The sequence below is a fragment of the Azospirillum humicireducens genome, assembly GCF_001639105.2.
Lineage (GTDB): Bacteria > Pseudomonadota > Alphaproteobacteria > Azospirillales > Azospirillaceae > Azospirillum > Azospirillum humicireducens.
The window spans coordinates 2,591,320-2,610,112 of sequence record NZ_CP015285.1 but is presented as its reverse complement, the minus strand read 5'-3'; the positions used below and the strand labels follow the sequence as shown (position 1 = coordinate 2,610,112).

Annotated in this window: 20 protein-coding genes; 12 read left to right on the top strand and 8 right to left on the bottom strand. The window is 66.9% G+C overall.

Annotated features, from left to right (window positions below):
- Positions 1-52 precede the first annotated feature (52 nt).
- A complete protein-coding gene (gene hemE, locus A6A40_RS12245; RefSeq protein WP_063636263.1) occupies positions 53-1,078 on the bottom strand; it encodes a uroporphyrinogen decarboxylase in 1,026 nt (341 codons plus the stop codon).
- A gap of 502 nt (positions 1,079-1,580) precedes the next feature.
- Between hemE and A6A40_RS12240 the strand changes: the two genes are divergently transcribed.
- From A6A40_RS12240 to dnaQ, 5 genes are read left to right on the top strand one after another with little or no spacing between them, the layout of a single operon-like run.
- Positions 1,581-2,420, top strand: a complete 840-nt coding sequence (locus A6A40_RS12240; RefSeq protein ID WP_063635635.1) for a pyruvate, water dikinase regulatory protein — start codon at positions 1,581-1,583, stop codon at positions 2,418-2,420.
- A 47-nt stretch (positions 2,421-2,467) separates the two neighbouring features.
- The gene (locus A6A40_RS12235) at positions 2,468-3,019 is read left to right on the top strand and encodes a Maf family protein (RefSeq protein ID WP_418208612.1); all 552 of its coding nucleotides are present in this window, start codon (positions 2,468-2,470) and stop codon (positions 3,017-3,019) included.
- Positions 3,016-3,897 (top strand): shikimate dehydrogenase, encoded by an 882-nt coding sequence (locus tag A6A40_RS12230; RefSeq protein ID WP_063635633.1) that lies wholly within the window; start codon positions 3,016-3,018, stop codon positions 3,895-3,897. Before A6A40_RS12235 ends, A6A40_RS12230 begins: the two co-directional genes overlap by 4 nt.
- A 9-nt stretch (positions 3,898-3,906) precedes the next feature.
- On the top strand, positions 3,907-4,551 hold the full coding sequence (coaE, locus tag A6A40_RS12225) for a dephospho-CoA kinase (RefSeq protein ID WP_063635632.1): 645 nt from the start codon (positions 3,907-3,909) through the stop codon (positions 4,549-4,551).
- Positions 4,544-5,227, top strand: a complete 684-nt coding sequence (dnaQ, locus tag A6A40_RS12220; RefSeq protein ID WP_063635631.1) for a DNA polymerase III subunit epsilon — start codon at positions 4,544-4,546, stop codon at positions 5,225-5,227. The genes coaE and dnaQ overlap by 8 nt, the downstream gene beginning before the upstream one ends.
- 162 nt (positions 5,228-5,389) lie before the next feature.
- On the opposite strand, the gene A6A40_RS12215 is transcribed toward dnaQ, so the two are convergent.
- From A6A40_RS12215 to A6A40_RS12205, 3 genes are read right to left on the bottom strand one after another with little or no spacing between them, the layout of a single operon-like run.
- A complete protein-coding gene (locus tag A6A40_RS12215) occupies positions 5,390-6,364 on the bottom strand; it encodes a quinone oxidoreductase family protein (RefSeq protein WP_063635630.1) in 975 nt (324 codons plus the stop codon).
- 47 nt (positions 6,365-6,411) lie between these two features.
- Positions 6,412-6,924 carry a methylated-DNA--[protein]-cysteine S-methyltransferase gene (locus A6A40_RS12210; RefSeq protein ID WP_063635629.1) on the bottom strand — a complete coding sequence of 171 codons (513 nt, stop codon included), beginning with the start codon at positions 6,922-6,924 and terminating at the stop codon, positions 6,412-6,414.
- A 34-nt stretch (positions 6,925-6,958) separates the two neighbouring features.
- Positions 6,959-9,010 carry a thioredoxin domain-containing protein gene (locus A6A40_RS12205; RefSeq protein WP_063635628.1) on the bottom strand — a complete coding sequence of 684 codons (2,052 nt, stop codon included), beginning with the start codon at positions 9,008-9,010 and terminating at the stop codon, positions 6,959-6,961.
- A gap of 184 nt (positions 9,011-9,194) precedes the next feature.
- On the opposite strand from A6A40_RS12205, the gene A6A40_RS12200 reads away from it, so the two are divergent.
- The 7 genes from A6A40_RS12200 (at position 9,195) to A6A40_RS12170 (ending at position 15,535) form a co-directional block, all read left to right on the top strand.
- On the top strand, positions 9,195-9,446 hold the full coding sequence (locus tag A6A40_RS12200; RefSeq protein WP_063635627.1) for a DUF6489 family protein: 252 nt from the start codon (positions 9,195-9,197) through the stop codon (positions 9,444-9,446).
- Positions 9,443-9,817 carry a (2Fe-2S) ferredoxin domain-containing protein gene (locus A6A40_RS12195; protein ID WP_063635626.1) on the top strand — a complete coding sequence of 125 codons (375 nt, stop codon included), beginning with the start codon at positions 9,443-9,445 and terminating at the stop codon, positions 9,815-9,817. The genes A6A40_RS12200 and A6A40_RS12195 overlap by 4 nt, the downstream gene beginning before the upstream one ends.
- A gap of 10 nt (positions 9,818-9,827) precedes the next feature.
- Complete coding sequence (gene mnmE, locus A6A40_RS12190; RefSeq protein ID WP_063635625.1) at positions 9,828-11,156, top strand: tRNA uridine-5-carboxymethylaminomethyl(34) synthesis GTPase MnmE; 1,329 nt, start codon at positions 9,828-9,830, stop codon at positions 11,154-11,156.
- A 116-nt stretch (positions 11,157-11,272) separates the two neighbouring features.
- On the top strand, positions 11,273-13,153 hold the full coding sequence (gene mnmG / locus A6A40_RS12185) for a tRNA uridine-5-carboxymethylaminomethyl(34) synthesis enzyme MnmG (RefSeq protein ID WP_162363815.1): 1,881 nt from the start codon (positions 11,273-11,275) through the stop codon (positions 13,151-13,153).
- 5 nt (positions 13,154-13,158) lie between these two features.
- Complete coding sequence (gene rsmG, locus A6A40_RS12180) at positions 13,159-13,764, top strand: 16S rRNA (guanine(527)-N(7))-methyltransferase RsmG (protein ID WP_418208611.1); 606 nt, start codon at positions 13,159-13,161, stop codon at positions 13,762-13,764.
- Positions 13,765-13,829: 65 nt separating this feature from the next.
- Entirely contained in the window at positions 13,830-14,627 is a 798-nt protein-coding gene (locus tag A6A40_RS12175; protein WP_063635622.1) for a ParA family protein, read from the top strand.
- Complete coding sequence (locus A6A40_RS12170) at positions 14,624-15,535, top strand: ParB/RepB/Spo0J family partition protein (protein ID WP_063635621.1); 912 nt, start codon at positions 14,624-14,626, stop codon at positions 15,533-15,535. The genes A6A40_RS12175 and A6A40_RS12170 overlap by 4 nt, the downstream gene beginning before the upstream one ends.
- Before the next feature lie 27 nt (positions 15,536-15,562).
- Here A6A40_RS12170 and A6A40_RS12165 read toward each other — a convergent pair whose 3' ends face one another.
- Genes A6A40_RS12165 through rph form a run of 4 tightly spaced genes read right to left on the bottom strand, consistent with a single transcriptional unit; the run spans position 15,563 to position 18,609 of the window.
- Positions 15,563-16,057, bottom strand: a complete 495-nt coding sequence (locus A6A40_RS12165; RefSeq protein ID WP_063635620.1) for a dihydrofolate reductase — start codon at positions 16,055-16,057, stop codon at positions 15,563-15,565.
- A 33-nt stretch (positions 16,058-16,090) separates the two neighbouring features.
- Entirely contained in the window at positions 16,091-17,275 is a 1,185-nt protein-coding gene (gene hemW / locus A6A40_RS12160; protein WP_063635619.1) for a radical SAM family heme chaperone HemW, read from the bottom strand.
- Positions 17,263-17,862 (bottom strand): RdgB/HAM1 family non-canonical purine NTP pyrophosphatase, encoded by a 600-nt coding sequence (rdgB, locus tag A6A40_RS12155; protein ID WP_063636262.1) that lies wholly within the window; start codon positions 17,860-17,862, stop codon positions 17,263-17,265. Before rdgB ends, hemW begins: the two co-directional genes overlap by 13 nt.
- A gap of 27 nt (positions 17,863-17,889) precedes the next feature.
- Entirely contained in the window at positions 17,890-18,609 is a 720-nt protein-coding gene (gene rph / locus A6A40_RS12150) for a ribonuclease PH (RefSeq protein WP_063636261.1), read from the bottom strand.
- Between the last annotated feature and the right edge of the window lie 184 nt (positions 18,610-18,793).

The window sequence follows — 18,793 nt, the reverse complement described above, 5'->3', positions numbered from 1 at the left end:
GACCCCTGCCGTCGCTTTTTCAACCCTTTGGCATCTGATATCGCAAGAGTCGTCAGCCGCGGTCCGGCCACTCCCGCAGGATCCGGGTCAGCGCCGCCACATGATCGGGCGGAGTGGACTGGATCACGCCATGGCCCAGGTTGAACACGAAGGGGCGGTCGGCCAACGCCTCGAGGATGTCGCGGGTCGCCGTCTCCAACGCCTTGCCACCCGTGGCCAGCATGATCGGATCGAGGTTTCCCTGCACAGGCAGGCGGGGCTGCAGTGTACGGGCGGCCCAGACCGGCGAGACGGTGGTGTCGAGCCCGACGGCATCGATGCCGGCGTCGGCGACGTAATCCTCATAGGCGTGACCGGCCCCGCGCGGAAAGCCGATGATCGGCGTGTTCGGGTGCTTGGCCTTCACCAGTGCGACAATCCGCCGCGTCGGCTCGATCACCCAACGGCGGAACTCGCCGACGGGCAGGACGCCGGCCCAGCTGTCAAACAGCTGCACCGTCTCCGCCCCCGCCTCGATCTGGCGGCAGAGATAGTCCGCGGTCACCTCCACGATCAGGTCGATCAGCTGGCCGAATCCCACCGGGTCGCCATAGGCCCAGCGCTTGACGTGCGCATACTCCTTCGACCCCGCCCCTTCGACCATGTAGCAGGCGATGGTCCAGGGAGCCCCGGCAAAGCCGATCAGCGTCGTGCCCTCGGGGATCGCGGTGGAGAGGCGGCGCACCGTCTCATAGACCGGCGCCAGCGTCTCGTGGAAGCGGTCGCGCGACAGGCGCTTCAGGTCCTCGACATTGCGGACCGGATCCAGCTTCGGCCCCTCCCCTTCCAAATAGGCGAGCGGCTGGCCCAAGGCGTGCGGCACGACAAGGATATCGGAGAACAGAATCGCCGCGTCCATGCCGTAGCGGCGCAGCGGCTGCAGAGTGACCTCGACCGCGAAGTCGGGATTGTAGCACAGGTCCAGGAAGCTTCCCGCCTTCGCCCGCAATTCCCGGTACTCCGGCAGATAGCGCCCGGCCTGACGCATCAGCCAGAAGGGCGGACGAGACCGCACCTCCCCCGCCAGAGCGGCGAGCATCGGCTTCAGCGCGGACTTCGGATTCTGGACGGCAGAGCTGGAATCGGACAAGGCGGTGCGTTCCCCTGAATGCTGATCTGGATTCCGCGATTCCAACACGGAATCGGGCCAGGAATCTCGGACGGGTTTATCCCTTCTTCTTCACTATATTTTTTAAAGGGAGAAAGGAAGAGGATGAGGTGGATGGCTGTGGATAACGGTGATCCCCGAGGCACCGAAATCTATCCACAGATCCGGGCGCTTGTGCGGACATGTGCGCGGATCTGTGGACGATTCGGAGCACTACCCCGGGAAACGGCGGAAATGCTATAGCTGGACGAACGGGAGTCCCGTGGATAACAGCGCGGGCGGGGCCGGATCTTCCCAGCTTCCGAAGCGGTCGGCGGAGTTGTCCTCCCCTTGGCCGTATCGGGGAGGAGGAGTCCCCCGGTCGGGATGAAACGCAGGCGGATCCGGTTGTCCACAGATCTGGGCCGGGTTCTCCACAGAATGTTGGGGACGGATGAAAGAGTTCCACCTACATCTCGTGTCCGATGCGACGGGCGAGACCATCAACAGCGTGGCGCGCGCCTGCGTCATCCAGTTCGACGACGTTAGGCCGATCGAGCATTTCTGGAATCTGGTGCGGACCGACCGCCAGCTCGACCTTGTTCTGGAGGGGATCCGGGACAATCACGGGCTGGTGATGTTCACGCTGGTCGACGAGACTCTGCGCCGCCGTCTGCAGGATTTCTGCCGTGAGATGCAGGTGCCCTGCATCCCCGTGCTCGATCCGCTGATCAACGCGCTCGCCGCTTTCCTGGGCGTGGAATCGCAGCGCCAGCCCGGCCGCCAGCATGTCCTGGACGCCGAGTATTTCAGCCGCATCGATGCCGTCGATTTCGCCCTGTCCCATGACGATGGACAATCGAACTGGGACCTGCACGAGGCCGACGTTGTGCTGATCGGCGTGTCGCGCAGTTCCAAGACACCGACCTGCATCTATCTGGCCAACCGAGGCATCAAGGCGGCCAACATCCCGCTGGTGCCCGGCAGCCCGCTGCCGGCCGAGGTCGACCTCTTGACCCGGCCACTGATCGTCGGATTGACCAAGGACCCGGACCGGCTGGTGCAGATCCGGCGCAACCGGCTTAAGCTGCTCAATCAGGGCGAGGGGTCCAGCTATGCCGATCCCGAAGTGGTGCGCTCCGAGGTGCAGGAGGCGCGGCGCCTGTTCAGCCGGCGCGGCTGGCCGGTGATCGACGTCTCCCGCCGGTCCATCGAGGAGACGGCTGCCGAGATCATGATGCTGCTGGCCCGGCGCCAGAGCGCCAGTTTCAGCCCGGAAGGGAAGAAGACGTGAGCGCGCCCGTGCTGGTGCTGGCATCCGGCTCGCGCACGCGGGCGGCGATGCTGGAGCAGGCCGGGGTCGGCGCCATCCTCGACAAGCCGCTGGTCGACGAGGACGAAGTGAAGGCCGCCGGCCGGGCGGAGGGCGTACCGGCCGAAGCGGTCGCCGAGGCCCTGGCCGAGTTGAAGGCCCAGCGCATCACCCGCCGCCATCCTGGCGCGCTGGTGGTCGGCGCCGACCAGATGCTGGAATGCGAGGGGCGCTGGTTCGACAAGCCGGCCGACCGCGCCGCGGCGCGCGCCCAGCTGCTCGACCTGCGTGGTAAGACCCACCGCTTGGTCAGCTGCGCCGTGGTGGTGCGGGACGGCGAGCGGATGTGGCACAAGGTCGACAGCGCCCGCCTGACCATGCGCAATTTCTCCGAATCCTTCCTCGACGACTATCTCGACCGCGTCGGCGACGACGTGCTGCACTCGGTCGGCGCCTATCAGCTGGAAGGGCTGGGAGCGCAACTGTTCCAGCGGGTCGAAGGCGATTTCTTCACCATCCTCGGGCTGCCGCTGCTGCCGCTGCTCGGGTTTCTGCGCGTGCATGGGGTTGGCAGGGAATGACGGCGGTTCCTTCAAACAGCGGTGGATCTATCAGCGGCAAGGCCAAGATCGCCGGTGTGATGGGCTGGCCGATCAGCCATTCGCGCTCCCCCCGTCTGCACGGTTTCTGGCTGCGGCAGTACGGGATCGACGGGGCCTATGTGCCGCTGGCGGTGGCGCCGGAACGGGCCGAGCAGGCCATCCGCGCCCTGCCGGCTCTGGGCTTTCGCGGCTGCAACGTCACCGTCCCGCTGAAGGAGATCGCCTATCGTAGCGTCGACCGGCTGGACGAGACCGCCCGTCGGATGGGTGCGGTCAACACCATCGTGGTGGGCGACGACGGCGCGCTGGAAGGCGGCAACACCGACGGCTTCGGCTTCATCGAGAATTTGCGCTCCGAACAGGTGGAATGGACGGCTGAGAGCGGTCCGGCCGTGGTGATCGGAGCGGGCGGCGCTGCCCGTGCGGTGGTGGTCGCCCTGCTCGATGCCGGTGCGCCCGAGGTCCGGCTGGTCAACCGCACCCGCGTCCGCGCCGAGGAACTGGCGGCGGATCTGGCCGCGGTCGGGCTTTCCGGTGGCATGACGGTGGTGGATTGGGTTTCACGTGAAACGGTCCTCGAGGGGGCTGCGCTGCTGGTCAACACCACCACCCAGGGCATGGCGGGCCAGCCGGCGCTGGACCTGCCTTTGCGCGCCCTGCCCGTTTCGGCGGTCGTCAACGACATCGTCTATGTGCCGTTGGAAACCCCGCTGCTGGCCGAGGCCAGGGCGCGCGGCAATCCGGTGGCCGGCGGCATCGGCATGCTGCTGCACCAGGCGCGCCCCGGCTTCAAGGCCTGGTTCGGCGTCGAACCGCAGGTGACGCCGGAACTGACCCGTTTCGTCCTGGAAGGCTGAGGTTCGGCCATGATCGTGCTGGGCCTGACCGGCTCCATCGGCATGGGCAAGAGCACCGCCGCCCGCATGCTGCAGGCGATGGGTGCCCCGGTCTGCGATTCCGACGCGGTGGTGCATGGGCTGCTCGGTCGCGGCGGCCGGGCGGTGCCGGTCATCGACGCCGCCTTTCCCGGCGTGGTGATCGACGGAGTGGCCAATCGGACGGCGCTGGGGGCGGCAGTGTTCCGCGATCCGCATGCGCTGAAGCGGCTGGAAGCCATCCTGCACCCGATGGTGCAGGCTGCGCAGCGCGACTTCCTCGCCCGTGCCGCCCGCCGCGGTGCGAAGATCGCCGTGTTGGACATTCCGCTGCTGTTCGAAACCCATGGCGAGCGGCGGGTCGATGCAACCATCGTCGTCTCCGCACCCTTCGCCGTCCAGCGCGCCCGCGTGCTGGCGCGGCCCGGCATGACGGCGGAGAAGTTCGCCGGTATCCTCGCCCGCCAGATGCCGGATGCCGAGAAACGACGGCGCGCCGATCATGTCGTGCCGACCGGAGCCGGTCGGCTGGTGACGCGGCGGGCACTTCAGGGCATTGTGCGGGACGTGGTGCGGCGGCCGGGCAGGCATTGGCCGCCGCGCGGCTATCAACCAGGGCAGATCCATCATGCGTGAAATCGTTCTCGACACCGAAACCACGGGCTTCAAGCCGGAGGAGGGTCACCGGCTGGTCGAGATCGGCTGCATCGAGCTGGTCAACCACCTTGCCACCGGCGAACGCTTTCACGTCTATCTGAACCCCGAACGCGACATGCCGCCGGAGGCCTTTGCCGTCCACGGGCTGAGCACGGAGTTCCTGGCCGACAAGCCGCTTTTCAACGACGTGGCCGCCGACTTCGTCGCCTTCATCGGCGACTCACCCCTGGTGATCCACAACGCCGCCTTCGATATGCACTTCCTGAATTGGGAGCTGAAGATCGCCGGCTACCCGGTGATGCCGAAGGACCGCGCGATCGACACGCTGCTGATGGCCCGGCAGAAGTTCCCCGGCTCGCCCGCCACGCTGGATGCGCTGTGCAAGCGCTTCGGCGTCGACAACTCCAACCGTACCCTGCACGGCGCGCTGCTCGACGCCCAGCTGCTGGCCGAGGTCTATCTGGAGCTGCTGGGTGGCCGGCAGACCGGCCTGTCCTTCGCCGGCGGCCCGGTATCGAAGGGCGGATCCGCTGGACCGGTCCGCATCGACCGCCCCTTCCGCGAGGCTCGCGTCTTCGCAGTCAGCGAGGAGGAGGCAGCAGCCCATGCGGAGATGTTGAAGAAGATGAAGAACCCGCTCTGGGCCGTGGAGTAATACCAGCGGTCATTGATGATGACCGCTGGTATCCGCGCCGACTGGCGCGGCGGCGGCCCATGCCGCCGAAGCTCTTGATCCTGACAGGTCAGGATCAAGGGCCGCTGGTATAAGGGCACCGATCGATGGGGCGGATCCGCCTCTCCGCCCCAATGCAAAATCTTACGGCACCAGCACCGTCGACCCGGTCGTCGCCCGCGATTCCAGCGCCCGATGCGCCTCCGCGGTGTCCTTCAGCGCAAAGCGCTGGTTGACCGTAAAGGTGACGCCGCCATTCTTCACCGCGTCGAACAGATCCGCGGCCGATGCCATCAGGTCTTCCCGCTTGGCGGTGTAGGTCGCCAGCGTCGGCCGGGTCACATACAGCGACCCCTTCGCCGCCAGCACCCCCAGATCCAGCGGCGCCGGCGCACCGGACGCCGCACCGAACAGCACCATCAGACCGCGCGGACGCAGACAGTCCAGCCCGTCCAGGAAGGTCGTCTTGCCGACGCCGTCATAGACGACCGGCACGCCCTGCCCGTCCGTCAGGTCCTTCACCCGGCTGACGAAATTCTCGCGGGTGTAGTCGATGGTGTGGTGGCAGCCGTGGGCCTTGGCCAGTTCGGCCTTCTCCGCCGACCCGACGGTGCCGATCACCGTGGCGCCGAGATGCCGGGCCCAGGAACACAGCAGAAGCCCGACCCCGCCGGCCGCGGCCTGCACCAGGATGGTGTCGCCTGGCTGCACCGCATAGGTGCTGCGCAGCAGATACTGTGCGGTCAGACCCTGCAGCAGTGTGGCGGCGGTCGCCTGTTCGTCGAGCCAGCTCGGCAGCGGCACCAGCCGGTCGGCGGCGATCAGGCGGCTCTCGGCATAGGCGCCGATGGACATGGCGTAGCCGACGCGGTCGCCGACCTTCAGCGTGGTGACATCCGGCCCCAGGGCCTCGACCACACCGGTGCCGGCCATGCCGATCACCGCCGGCAGATCCGGCAGCTTGTAGGCGCCGGAGCGGTGATAGGTGTCGATGTAGTTCAGCCCGACCGCGGTCTGGCGGATGCGCACCTGTCCGGGGCCGGGCTCTCCCACCTCGATCTCGTCCCAGCGCAGAACCTCCGGCCCGCCGTGCTCGTGGATGCGGATCGCATGAACCATGGTGGTTTGGTTTCCCTTATCGTTGATCGTTGGATGTCGCGTTGACCTCACAGCAGCGCGAACTGTTCCGCCGCTGCGCCATTGCCCTGCCCCCTGCTGGATGCCCCCAGGCCGGCATGCCGGCGTTCGAGACCCAGAAGCCACGCCTTGGTGTCCAGCCCGCCATGGCCGGAATAGCCGCCCGGTGCTCCGCCGCTGGCCAGCACCCGGTGACAGGGAATGATGATAGGGATTGGGTTGGCGCCGCAGGCGCCGCCGACCGCACGGGGGGCGCTGCCCAGCAGCTTCGCCATCCCGCCATAAGTCGCAGTGCCGCCATAGGGGATCGCCAGCATCGCCTCCCAGACGCTTTGCCGGAACGGGGTGCCGGCCGGCTTCAGCGGCAGGTCGAAATGCTGAAGCCGCCCCGTGAAATAGGCGTCCAGCTGGCGCGCCGTCTCGGCAAGCACAGTGTCCGCATCGTCCTGTTCGAAGCGGCCCCACCCGACCCCGGTCAGTGCGGATCCGTCACCGGTCAGCATCAGGGGGCCGAGCGGGCTGTGGATGGAAAGACGCGCCATGGTTTCCTCCCAGGGAAGGCAGCATTTCCCAAAACTAGTTTGTCGTCGCCAGAAGAGTGGCCAGATCCGCCGGGTCCGTCACCGGCGCCGAACAGGTCATGCCACGGCAGACATAGGCCGTGGCCGTCCCGTCGAGCATCCCTTTCCCCTGCGCCGGGTGGGTGGCGGGCAGATCCGCTCCCGGTGCCAGTATGGTCAGGATACGGTTCGGCAGAGAGCGGTCCAGCACAGTCCGGCGCAACGCCTGTGTCTCCGCCGCCGTGGGCGGGCCGACGATGACGATCTGCAACGGCGCCGTCATCAGCTCCACCGCGTTCAGGAAAGTCGGCAGCGGGAAGAAGTTGCGGGTCAGCTCACCCGAGAAAGCGGCGGCGAGTGCCTCGGCCCGTTCGCGATAGGCATCCTCGCCGGTGCGCTGGAACAGGGTGGTCAGCACCGCCAGCATGGTGCCGTTGCCGCTGGGCGTGGCGTTGTCGTAGGCGCTCTTGGTTCGGACGATCAGCCCCTCCGCATCGTCGGCGGTGAAGAAATAACCGCCGTTGGCGCCGTCCCAGAAATGGGCGTCGAGCGTCGCCACCCAGGTCCTGGCCTGATCCAGTGCCGCCGGATCCCCGGTCGCCTCGTGCAGCGCCAGAGCGGCGCGGGCCATATGCGCATAGTCGTCGAGCATGCCCGTATGCTTGCCCTGCCCATGCCTCCAGCTGTGGCAGAGCCTTCCGTTCCTATCCATCCGGTCGCGGACGAAGGCGAAGGCGCGGCCGGCGGCATCAAGCCATTCCGGCTCGTCCAGCGCCAGGGCGGCATGGGTCAAGGCCGCGATCATCAGGCCGTTCCAGTCGGCCAGCACCTTGTCGTCCCAGCCCGGCCGCACCCGCTTGGCCCGCGCGCGCAGAAGAACCTCGCGTCCCTTGGCCAGCGTCGCCTCGGTGTCCGCATCCGCCAGGGTCAGGCCGCCCAGCCGGTTGAGAATGGTGACGCCTTCCCAATTGCCCTGAGGCAGCACCTCATAAACGCGCTTGAACGTTGCCAGCCCGTGGGTGCCGAGGACGGGGTCAAGCAGCCGATCGACCTCCTCCTCCTTCCATATATAGAAGAGTCCCTCCTCTCCTTCGCTGTCGGCGTCGAGTGTCGCGGCGAAGCCGCCACCATCGGCGATCATTTCGCGCAGCAGCCAGCCGGCCGTCTCGCGGATGCGCATCTCCAGCAGCGGGTCGCGGGTCTCCTGCCAGACCAGAGTCATCAGGTCGAGCAGCTCCGCATTGTCGTAGAGCATCTTCTCGAAATGCGGCACCAGCCAGCGTTCATCGACCGAATAGCGGGCGAAGCCACCGCCGAGATGGTCATAGATGCCGCCCTGTGCCATGTTGGCAAGCGTGTGGATCACCGCCTCGCGGAACGGCTCGCGCCCGGTGCGCTGCCATGCCCGCCACAGCAGTTCGAACAGCGGCACCTGCGGGAATTTCGGCGCGCTGCCGATGCCGCCATGGATCGGATCGACCTCCCGCAACAGCCGTTGCGCCACCTGGTCCAGCATCGCGGCATCGACAGCGCCGGCCGACCGGTTCTCCCCCATCCCGGCGAGCGCCGATTTCAGCGCGTCGACATTCTTGCCGACCTTGTCCGGCTCCTGCGCAAAGGTGACGGCGATGCCGCGCAGCACGTCGGGGAAACCGGCGCGGCCATAGCGCGGTGCCGGCGGAAAATAGGTGCCGCCCCAGAAGGGTTCGGCCTCCGGCGTCAGGAACATGGTCAGCGGCCAGCCGCCCTGCTGCCCCAGCAGCGCCAGTGCCGACTGGTAGATGGTGTCGAGGTCCGGCCGCTCCTCCCGGTCCACCTTGATGTTGACGAACAGTTCGTTCATCAGCCCGGCGATCTCCGGATTCTCGAAGCTCTCATGGGCCATCACGTGGCACCAGTGGCAGGCGGCATAGCCGACCGACAGCAAAACCGGCTTGTTCTCCGCGCGTGCGCGGGCAAAGGCATCCGGTCCCCAGGGCATCCAATGCACCGGGTTGTCCTTGTGCTGAAGCAGATAGGGGCTCGTCTCCCGGCCCAGCAGGTTTTCGCCCAACGGAGTGGCGGGCATGGCGGTGTCCGATCTGTTGGTGTGTCGATACTCAATAGGTGGCGCCGGGGTGGCGTTGCGCCAGTGCATCCTATCTGTATAGTGGGGCATGAGCCGCCGCGGCGCTCAACCCCAAAATCAACACGGCCAATGCCTGGACCGGTGCCTCTTCCGGCGTCCGGCCCTCGGTTCTGGAGGGGGTCCCATGAAAATCACCGTCGACATCGACTGCACCCCGGACGAGGCCCGGCACTTCCTGGGCTTGCCCGACGTGAAGCCGATGCAGGATGCCATGATGCAGGAGATCCAGGAGCGGATGCGTGCGAACCTCCAGGCCATGGACCCGGAGACCATGTTGAAGACCTGGCTCCCCGCCGGCATCCAGGGCATGGAACAGATGCAGAAGATGTTTTGGTCCCAGATGGCGTCGGCCCTGGGGCAGGAAGGAAGAAAGTGACCGACCAAACTATTGAAGCGCAAAAGCCGTATTTCGAAGCCCACGTCTTTTGCTGCACCAACCGCCGCCCCGATGGGCACAAGCGCGGATCCTGTGCAGCCCACGGCTCGGAGAAGCTGCGCGACTATATGAAGGCCCGCGCCCGTGAACTCGGCTTCGACGGCAAGGTGCGGATCAACTCCGCCGGTTGCCTCGACCGTTGCGAGCTGGGGCCGACGCTGGTGATCTATCCGGAAGGCGTTTGGTACACCTACCACAGCACTGGCGATGTCGACGAAATCCTGCAGACCCATCTGGTTGAAGGCCGTCGCGTCGAACGGCTGATGCTGACGACGGAGCAGCGGGAGTTGCGGCCCGAGCAGCAGGGTTGATCCGACAGCGATGTTCACCACCATCTACGCGCTCGCCACCGCCCCCGGCCGATCCGGCGTGGCGGTGGTTCGTGTTTCGGGTCCGGAGGCCGGATCTGCCCTCGCCTCGTTGACCGGCCGCCCCCTGCCCGAGCCGCGTCGCGCCGTATTGACCAAGCTGCGCGATCCCAAGACCGGCGACGCGCTGGACGATGCGTTGGTCCTGCGCTTCACCGCTCCCGCCAGCTTCACCGGTGAGGATGTGGTGGAGCTGCATCTGCATGGTGGCCGTGCCGTCGTTACCGGCGTGATCGAGGCGCTCGCCACCCTGCCCGGTCTGCGGCTGGCCGAACCCGGTGAGTTCACCCGCCGCGCCTTCGAGAACGGCAAGCTCGACCTGACCGAGGCCGAAGCGGTCGCCGACCTGATCGACGCCGAAACCACCGCCCAACGTCGTCAGGCGTTGCGGCAGATGGAGGGTTCGCTCGGCCGGCTCTATGACGGCTGGCGTGATCGGCTGACCCGCGCGCTCGCCCACATCGAGGCCGACATCGACTTTGCCGAGGATGATCTGCCGGGCGGTGTCGCCGATGCCGTCCGTCCGGTGATCGCGGAGCTGGCTGGCGAAATTGCCGCCCATCTCGATGACGGCGGCCGGGGCGAGCGTCTGCGCGAGGGGCTGCACATCGCCATCGTCGGTGCGCCGAATGCCGGCAAATCGAGCCTGTTGAACGCGCTGGCGCGCCGGGATGCCGCCATCGTTTCCGCCCGCGCAGGCACCACCCGCGACATCATCGAGGTGCATCTCGACCTTGGTGGTTATCCGGTCGTGCTGGCCGATACCGCCGGCCTTCGCGAAGCCGCCGCCGATGAGGTGGAGGAGGAAGGCATCCGCCGCGCCCGCGCCCGCGCCGCCCGCGCCGACGTGAAGGTGGCGGTTTTCGATGCCACCACCCTGCCCGACCTCGATCCGGCGACGCTGGACCTGATCGACCGCGACACGGTCGTGGTTTTCAACAAGACCGACCTCGCAGCCTGCGCCGGGCCGCGCCCGGATCTGTCGCCGATCCTGGTCTCCGCCCAGACCGGGGCGGGGTTGAGGCTGCTCGAAGAAAAACTGTCTGAGTTCAGCGCCGACCGCCTTGCCATCGGAAGCGCGCCCTCCCTGACCCGTGCCCGTCACCGTGCCGCGCTGACCGAATGCCGGGAGTCCCTGTTGCGGGCACTAGACGCGCCGCTTCCCGAACTCGCGGCGGAAGATGTCCGTCTTGCCAGCCGGGCGTTGGGGCGGATCACCGGGCGAGTGGATGTGGAGGATTTGTTGGACGTGATCTTCCGGGACTTCTGCATCGGGAAGTGAGAGGCGGGAAATGAGGGCGTGTTTCACGTGAAACAGGGTTGACTGCGGCACTTGTCCCCGTTCGCCTTCCCGCCTGCCTCTTGGATCCGCAGCGCCATTCCGCTATGGTCCCGCACATGCGAAGCTATGATGTCATCGTTGTCGGCGGCGGTCACGCCGGCTGTGAGGCGGCTGCAGCGGCAGCGCGCATGGGTGCGCGCACGCTCCTGCTGACCCACAAGGTCGAAACCATCGGCGAGATGTCCTGCAACCCGGCCATCGGCGGCTTGGCCAAGGGCCATCTGGTGCGGGAGATCGATGCGCTTGACGGGGTGATGGCAAAAGCCATCGACCGCGGCGGCATCCAGTTCCGCATCCTGAACCGCAGCAAAGGTCCCGCCGTCCGTGGACCGCGGGCCCAGGCCGATCGCAAGCTCTATCGTCAGGCTATGCAGACGCTGCTGGCCGAACAGGAGAACCTGTTCATTGAGGCGGGCGGCGCCGAAGACCTGATCGTCGACGCAGAGCAGCGGATCACCGGCGTCGTCACCGGGGCTGGCGAGTCCATCCGCGCCGGTGCCGTGGTTCTGACCACCGGCACCTTCCTGCGCGGCCTGATCCACATCGGCGAGGAGCGTACTCCTGCCGGCCGCGTCGGTGAAGCGCCGGCCATCGGCCTGTCCGACACGTTGGCCCGTCTCGGCTTTCCGCTCGGCCGGCTGAAGACGGGCACCCCGCCGCGGCTCGACGGGCGCACCATCGATTGGGATGCGCTGGAGAAGCAGCCAGGCGACACACCGCCGCCGCCCTTCTCCTATATGACGGACCGGATCGATACACCGCAGATCGACTGCGCGATCACCTGGACGACGCAAGAAGCCCACGCGCTGATCCGTGCCAACCTGCACCGCGCCCCGATGTATTCCGGCCAGATCACCGGCACCGGCCCGCGCTATTGCCCGTCCATCGAGGACAAGGTCGTCCGCTTCGCGGAGAAGGAGAAGCATCAGATCTTCCTCGAACCGGAAGGGCTGGACGATCCCACCGTCTATCCCAACGGCATCTCGACCTCCCTGCCCCGCGACGTGCAGCTCGGCATCCTCGCCAGCATGCCGGGGCTGGAGAAGGTGGTGATGATCCGCCCCGGCTACGCCATCGAATACGACTATGTCGATCCGCGCGAGCTGAAGCCGACGCTGGAGACCCGTCGGGCGCCGTGCCTGTTCCTGGCCGGCCAGATCAACGGGACCACCGGCTATGAGGAGGCAGCGGCCCAGGGCCTGATGGCCGGCATCAACGCGGCGTTGACGGCAAGCGGCAGCCGGGACGGATTCGTTCTCGACCGCGCCGACGCCTATATAGGCGTGCTGATCGACGACTTGATCGGCCGTGGCACAAACGAACCCTACCGCATGTTCACGTCGCGCGCCGAATACCGTCTGCTGCTGCGCGCCGACAATGCTGACCAACGCCTAACCGACAAGGGCATCGCCATCGGCTGCGTCGGCTCCGAGCGCCGCGATGTCTTTGCCGCCAAGAGCGCGGCCCTGTCCGCCGGCCGCGCCCTGGTCGCGTCGCTGCAGGCAACGCCGGTCGAGCTGTCCCGCCAGGGCGTTGCGGTCAACCAGGATGGCGTGCGCCGCAGTGCCGCCGACCTGCTGCGCTATCCCGACATCGATCTCGCCGCCCTCGCCCGCCTGTGGCCGGAGCTTGGCGGGATCGCGCCCGAGATCGCCGAGCAGCTGGAGATCGACGGCAAATATGCCGGCTATCTCGGCCGGCAGGAGGCCGACATCCGTGCCTTCCGCAAGGACGAGTCCCTCGCCCTGCCCGACGATCTGGATGTCGATGGCATCGGCAGCCTGTCCGCCGAAATCCGGCAGAAGCTGCGCCAGTCGCGTCCGGCGACACTGGGCGCCGCCGCGCGCATTCCCGGCATGACTCCGGCGGCGCTGGTCGCCCTGCTCCGTCATGTGAAACGCCGCGATGCGGCGTCCTCCGGAGTGGCTGCGGAATGAGCGGCTTGGACGCGGCCGCGTTTCAGGAGGCCACCGGTGTTTCACGTGAAACGCTCGACCGCCTGATCGCCTATGAGGCTCTGCTGCGCAAGTGGCAACCGAAGATCAATCTGGTCGGTCCCTCCACCCTGCCGGAGGCCTGGAAACGCCATTTCCTCGATTCCGCCCAGCTTCATCCGCTGCTGCCGGAGGGCACGCGGGTGCTGGTCGATCTCGGCAGCGGTGCCGGCTTTCCCGGTCTGGTGCTCGCCATCCTCGGTGTGCCGCAGGTGCATCTGATCGAAAGCGATGTGCGCAAATGCGCTTTCCTGCGGGAGGTTGCCCGCGTCTGCGAAGCGCCGGTTACCGTTCATACCAAGCGGATCGAGACCGTCACCGGGATCGCGGCGGACGTTGTCACCGCCCGCGCCTTGGCGCCGCTGGCCGACCTGTTCGCCTGGGCCCATCCCTTTATCGGGGCGCGCGGCAAGTGCCTGTTCCTGAAGGGCGCAGCGCTGGACGACGAATTGACCGCTGTAACGCAATATTGGACAATGGAACCTGAGCGATTTGACAGCCGCACCGATTCCAGCGGAACCATCCTGCGTGTGAGCAACCTTGAGCGTGCGTGAAGACCGTGCCTGACACTGTTGTTCCCCCGCCCTCTTCCCGCCAACCGGACTCCCGAGAGGCTGCCATGTCTGCCGTCACCCGTCCCCTTGCCCGCGTGGTTGCGATTGCCAACCAGAAGGGCGGCGTGGGCAAGACCACGACGACGATCAACCTTGCCACCGCGCTCGCCGTCATCGGCAAGCGGGTGCTGGTGATCGATCTCGACCCGCAGGGCAACGCGTCCACTGGCCTCGGCATTCCGCGTTCCGACCGCCGTGTCGGGATCTATGATGTGCTGTTCGATGACGTGTCGCTGGAGGAAGCCGCCACGCCCTCCTCCGTGCCGAATCTGTCGATCATCACCTCGTCGGTCGATCTGTCGGGCGCGGAGATCGAGCTGGTCGGCGCCGAGCGCCGCGAGTTCCGGCTGCGCGAGGCCGTCGCCAACAGCGCGCTGGAATATGACTACGTCCTGATCGACTGCCCGCCGGCGCTGGGCCTGCTGACGCTGAACGCGCTGGTCGCGTCGCATGCTGTGATGGTCCCCCTCCAATGCGAGTTCTACGCGCTGGAAGGTCTCAGCCATCTGGTCCGCACCATCGAGCGGGTGAAGCGCGCCTTCAACCCCAACCTCGACATCCACGGGGTCGTGCTGACCATGTTCGACAAGCGCAACAATCTGTCGGACATGGTGGCGGCGGATGTCCGCGGCTTCTTCGGGGAGAAGGTGTACGACACCGTGATCCCGCGCAACGTCAAGGTGTCGGAGGCGCCGTCCCACGGCAAGCCGGTGCTGATCTACGACATGCGCTGCCCCGGCTCCCAGGCCTACATCCATCTGGCGGGCGAGGTGCTTCGCCGTGAGAAGAGACTGACCGCATGATCGACGACACCAAACAAGGCGGCGCCCGCCGCGCCAGTCTGGGCCGTGGCCTGTCCGCTCTGTTCGGCGAGGCGACCGAGGATTATTCGGCGCTCGACAAGGTGCGGCAGTCCAAGCAGGTGCCGATCGAATTCGTCCATCCCGGCAAGTACCAGCCGCGACGGAAGTTCGACGACGAGGCGATCCAGGGCCTCGTCGAATCGATCCGCGACAAGGGCATTCTCCAGCCGCTGCTGGTCCGCCGCGACGGCGAGGATGCGAACTCTTACGAACTGATCGCCGGCGAGCGCCGCTGGCGCGCGGCGCAGATCGCCGGCCTGCACGAGGTTCCGGTCATCATCCGCGATCTCAGCGACCGCGAGGCGCTGGAAATCGCGCTGATCGAGAACATCCAGCGCCAGGATCTGACCCCTCTGGAAGAGGCGGAAGGCTACCGCCGCCTGATGGAGGAGTTCGAGCACACGCAGGAGGATCTGGCCCGCGCCGTCGGCAAGAGCCGCAGCCATGTCGCCAACATGATGCGTCTGCTGGCCCTGCCGGAGCCGGTCAAGTCGATGGTGCAGGACGGCGCCCTGACCGCCGGCCATGCCCGCGCCCTGCTGACCGCCCCGGATCCGGCCGCCGTCGCCCGTGAGGTGGTGACGCGCGGCCTGAATGTGCGCCAGACCGAAGACCTGATGCGCGGCGACCAGCCCAAGGCGAAGAAGGGCAAGGCCGCCGCTGGCGGTGCCGGATCCGCCCCTGCGATGAAGGATGTCGACCTGATCAATCTGGAGGAGGAAATCTCCGCCCGCATCGGGTTGAAGGTCGCGATCAACCCGCAGGGGCAGCGCGGGACGATCACCATCCACTACCAGACGCTCGACCAGCTGGATGACGTGCTGCACCGTCTGGGCGGAGAGGAGTAGACGGCTTCGGGGGAGCCCGTCACTCCCCTATCCCCGCGCCTTCTCCAGGTCGATGTAGCGGTAGAACAACCCGTTCTCTTCCATCGGTGCGCTCGACCAGACTTCAACCCATTCCGCGCCGATGGGGGGCATCAACGTGTCGCCCTCTATCGCACTCTCGATACGGGTCAGATGCAGGCAATCGGCGATGGCCAGGGTCTCGCGGAACAGCCCGGCGCCGCCGATGACGCACAGTTCAGCGGCGCCGGATTCCTGTGCCCAGGCAATGGCGGTTCCCAACCCGGAGAACCAGCGGGCGCCGTCATGCTCTCCAACAGCGGCCTGACGGCTGATGACGAGGTTGTCGCGGCCGGGAAGCGGACGTAGAGGCAGCGACTCCCAGGTCTTGCGGCCCATCAACACCGGCTTGCCCAGCGTCAGCTGCTTGAACCGGCGCAGGTCGCCCGGAAGATGCCAGGGCAACCGGCCATCACGGCCGATCACGTCGTTCATGGCGGCGGCGACGATCAGGCTGATGAGCATCCCCTGCCCTTTCCCCATTGAAGACAAGCAATCTTACGCCAGAATTGCGCTGAGCACCGCGTTCAGTCGCAGTCGCCCCTCCGATGTCGCAGACAGCCGCTCTGCGTCTCGGGTCAGGAAACCACCATTGATCAGGCGGGTCAGCGCCGCCGCATCGACGAAATCATCCAGCGTCCGCCCGGTTTCCTCCACCAGCCGGGCAAGCCGTACCCCTTCGCGCAGGCGCAGCCCCATCATCAGCAATTCGGTCCCGCGGGCGTTGCGGTCGATGGGATCGGGCGAGGCGGCGCCATGGCCGTCGCGTTCCACCCGCTCCAGCCAGATTTCAGGCGCGCGGTGGGCGCGGGTCGCGAACTTTCCGCCGTCCATGGTCAGCCGGCCATGGGCTCCGGGACCGATGCCGACATAGTCGCCATAGCGCCAATAGGTCAGGTTGTGACGGCTTTCCTCGCCCGGCCGCGCGTGGTTGGAAATCTCGTAGGCCGGCAATCCCGCCGCCGCCAGTTGGCTCTGCGTCGCCTCATAGAGGTCGCCGGCGAGATCGTCGTCGGGCAACACGAGATCGCCGCGGGCATGCAGTGGGTAGAAGGCCGTCCCTTCCTCGATCGTCAATTGGTAGACCGAAAGATGGCCGACGGCGTAATCCAGGGCTCGCGTCAGCTCTGCCTGCCAAGCCGCCACCGTCTGGCCGGGACGCGCATAGATCAAGTCGAAGGAGAAGCGGTCGAAGGTCTTCGCCGCCAGTTCGATGGCGTCGGCCGCCTCAGCCGCATTGTGCTGGCGGCCGAGGAACTTCAAACTGGCGTCGTCCAGCGCCTGGATGCCCAGCGAAACGCGGTTGATCCCTGCGCTGCGGAAGGCGCGGAACTTGTCGGCCTCGACGGAGGTCGGGTTGGCCTCCAGCGTCACCTCCAATCTGTCGGCAACCCGCCAGCGTTGCCCGACACGGTCGATGATGGCGCCGACGGTGGAGGGCTCCATCAGCGAGGGGGTGCCGCCGCCGAAAAAGATGGAGGTGACGGTGCGTCCGGCTGTCAGGTCGGCGTAATGATCCAGCTCGCGCAGCAGCCCGGCCCGCCAGCGGTCGTGGTCGACGCGCTCGCGGACATGGCTGTTGAAATCGCAATAGGGGCACTTCGATTTGCAGAAGGGCCAATGGACGTAGACCGCGAAGCCGGGTCCATCATAACCAGGCTCAAAACCACTCACCGGAAACACCGCTCCACCAGTTGGCGGAAGGCATCGGCGCGGTGGCTCATCTCATGCTTCCTGGCCGGATCCATCTCGCCGAAGGTCAGTTCGTGGGCGTCCGGCAGGAACATCGGGTCATAGCCGAAGCCATGCGGTCCCCGCGGCGGCCACACCAGCGTGCCGTGGCAGCGGCCCTCCACCGTCTCGACATGGCCGTCTGGCCAGGCCAGCGACAGGGCGCAGACGAAGTAGGCGCTGCGGTCGGCCTTGCCGGCAAGACCGTCCTCCACCTTCCGCATCGCCATGGCGAAGTCCTTGGCCGGCCCGGCCCAGCGGGCGGAGTAGATGCCGGGATCGCCATTCAGCGCCGGCACCACCAGCCCGCTGTCGTCGGCGAGCGCGACATGGCCGGCGGCGGCCGCGGCCTTCGCCTTCAGCTCCGCATTGGCGATGAAGGTCGTGCCGGTCTCTTCCGGTTCGGGCAGGCCCAGCTCCCCGGCCGCGGTGAAGGTGGCGACATAGGGGCCGAGCAGGTCGGCGATCTCGCGCACCTTGCCCTTGTTGTGGCTGGCGATGACGAGAGTGTCGCCGGTGAAGCGGCGGGGAGCGGACATGGTCATGAATCTCCGGCTGATACGGCCTTACTTGATGCCGAGAACCTGCTTCTGCAACGCCACCAGCTCGGTCACGCCCTTGCGGGCGAGCGCCAGCAGCTCCATGAACTGCGGCTCGGAGAAGGGGGTCTCCTCGGCGGTGCCCTGGATTTCGACGATGCCGGCCTTGCCGGTCAGGACGAAGTTGGCATCGGCCTGGGCCTTGGAATCCTCGTCATAGTCGAGATCGAGCACGGCGTTGCCCTGGAACAGGCCGCAGGACACGGCGGCGACCTGATCGGTCAGCGGCATGGTCTTCAGCGCGCCGATCTGCATCAGGTGCTGGAAGGCCAGATGCAGGGCGACATAGCTGCCGGTGATGGCGGCGGTGCGGGTGCCGCCGTCGGCCTGGATCACGTCGCAGTCGATCTTGATCTGCTTCTCGCCCATCGCAGACCGGTCGGTGACGGCGCGCAGCGCGCGGCCGATCAGGCGCTGGATTTCCTGGGTGCGGCCGGACTGCTTGCCCTTCGCCGCCTCACGGTCGGTGCGGCTGTGGGTGGAGCGCGGCAGCATGCCGTATTCGGCGGTGACCCAGCCGAGGCCGGTGTTCTTCAGGAAACGCGGCACCGTCTCGTCGACGCTGGCGGTGCACAGCACATGCGTGTTGCCGAAGCGGACCATGCAGGAGCCCTCGGCATAGCGGCTGAAGCCGGGCTCGAGGGAGACGGTGCGCAGTTGGTCGAAGGCGCGGCCGGAGGGGCGCATGGGCATCATTCCGAAGGTCGTTTGCAATCGGGCGGCAAGCTAACGGCTCCGTCCGTTCCCGTCCAGCATGGCGTCCCGCATGCCGGTCCGGCCGACACGCAAGAAGCGCCGGCTTCCGGGCAAAACGGAATTGGATGAGATGACGAACAAGCTGGATATGTCGTCAACCCGCAGGAAAATGCAT